Here is a 2,074-nt window from a genome sequence, read left to right on the forward strand (position 1 = left end):
GAGCCGTCTTCAATCACCAGATCGATCGCTGCATCTTCCGGACTCACGCCACGCTCGCGCGCGACTTCCGCCAGGCTTTTTCCGGTCAGGTTCTTGAGCGCGGGATTCTTGAATTGCAGCAGCACCGTGTTCTCCGCGCCCGCTGCGGCCAGCAGGTTTTCCCAGGTGTCCGGATGCGGATTGCGCATTTCCGCAAGCACACGCTTGCGCACGGCCGGGTCGCGCAGGCGCGCGATCCATGCTTCCAGTCCGTCGTCCTGAACCCAGGAGGGCATCGCCGCGTCCAAGCCGGTCGCGCCCGCCGTGTAGGTGTACATATCGGCCGTGATGCGCACGCCTTGTGCGCGCTGCTGCTCGATGGTGCGGATCACCTTGTCGATCTTGTTCCAGTTGTCCTTGCCCGCCACTTTGAGGTGATAGATTTCCGCCGGTGCGCCACTGGCTTTGGCGATGGCAATCGTCTCGTCGATGGCGCCCTCGATGCGGTCGCCTTCGCTGCGCATGTGAGCCGAGTAGATGCCGCCGCAGCGTGCCGATTCCTGCGCCATGGCGATCAGCTCCGGCGTCTTGGCATAGGTTTCGGGCGAATAGATCAAGGCCGTGGTCACACCCAGTGCGCCCTCCTCCATGCTTTGCCGTACCAGCGCACGCATGGCGGCCAGCTGCGCGGCATCAGGCTCCACGTTTCGCTCGCCAAGCACGTTGGTGCGCACGGTCCCCTCACCCACGAACGATGCGATGTTCGGTGAAATCCCCTTGTGTTCGAGCAGCGTCAGATACTCGCCCAGCGTCGTCCACGTCACGGGATACTTGATGTCGATCTGGCGCTCGGCCATCAGGTGCTGCATGGTGGGGTTCAAGGGGCCCATCGACATCTCGCCCAGCACCTCCAGCGTCACGCCCTGCGTCAGGTCGCTCAGCGCGCGGCCATCGACGAACAGCGAGTCTTCCGGGTGCGACAGCATATTGATGAAGCCGGGTGCAATCGCCTGGCCATGCGCATCGATGACGATCTTGTCCTTGGTGCCGCTCGCGTCCTTGCGGGCAGGGCCCACATACGTCATGCGATCACCGTCGATCGCCACTTCGCCGGCATAAGGCTTGCTACCCGAGCCGTCGTAGATCATGCCGTTTCGGATCACCACGTCATGCGCGGACGCCAGCGACGAAAGGCTCATGAGTACCGCCAAGGGAATCACACGACGACGCAGGACAGCGACCATGGCAATGCCCTTTCTGGATGTTGGCTAATGACCGTACGGCGAATGCTGTGCCACCCGGGTTCAACGGGTTACAGCTCAGGAAGTCGTCCTCGGGCTGGATGGTAAAGGGATTGGCCACGGCCTTCCAAATCCATGCCGGCAGGCGGTTTCGGCCGCTCACCTTGCCGAAAACGTGCAGAGGTGTTCGCGCGCCGCCCCGCAAAACGGCGTTGCGAAAGCAGCCGTCCGCGCCGGCTTTCCAGGAAAGCGCACCCTGACCCTGTTCTGCGCACCCTGTGGTTACGCGGGACGTCGCCTTGATGACGCCCGGATCAGTCGGCCCTTGCGTCCGCCATGGAGCGGGTACCTGTATGAAACTGACCAGCGGACCCGGTTTTACGACTTACTAAGGTTCTCCTGATGGCACCACAACGATCAGTCACCTAATCTGGCAATGCTCCCGAGTTGGCAGGACAACTCGGCCAAGCATGCGACCGCCATTCTGGCGGAGCACCAACGGTCCGCCGGGCACGGCGGACAGGCTGGACTGATGGGCGGCCACGCAAGGGCCGCCCATTTCCTTTTCTGGCGTCAGCCCAATCTCAGGGTCTCGGTGACGTTGAATGCCTGCTCGCGCTGCGAGCTCGACGCCGGTTCATCAACCCAGCTTTCCCACTACCGTTTCGGTCGAAAAGACCCGCCGCACGAAGCGCAGTCCACCTATAACTGGTACTGGCTGATGGCTTGATGGATCACGGCTACGCCGTGCATCTGGTCAACACCATGGCCATTCCGCAGTACGACGGCCTCAGCTGCGCCAGATGAAGCGCATCGGTGTCCTCATCGGGCTACAAGCGAATGGCTAGCAAGTA

Annotated in this window: 2 protein-coding genes; one reads left to right on the forward strand and one right to left on the reverse strand. The window is 62.3% G+C overall.

The features are described 5' to 3' along the window. Window positions 1-1,223 (reverse strand): D-aminoacylase (locus tag VFG49_RS03665; RefSeq protein ID WP_324858153.1); only part of this gene is annotated, 1,223 nt, incomplete at its 3' end. A gap of 433 nt (window positions 1,224-1,656) precedes the next feature. Here VFG49_RS03665 and VFG49_RS03670 point away from each other — a divergent pair. Continuing rightward, complete coding sequence (locus VFG49_RS03670) at window positions 1,657-1,950, forward strand: hypothetical protein (RefSeq protein ID WP_324858154.1); 294 nt, start codon at window positions 1,657-1,659, stop codon at window positions 1,948-1,950. The last annotated feature ends 124 nt before the right edge of the window (window positions 1,951-2,074 follow it).

Origin of the sequence: Dyella sp., assembly GCF_035685885.1 — a bacterium.
Lineage (GTDB): Bacteria > Pseudomonadota > Gammaproteobacteria > Xanthomonadales > Rhodanobacteraceae > Dyella.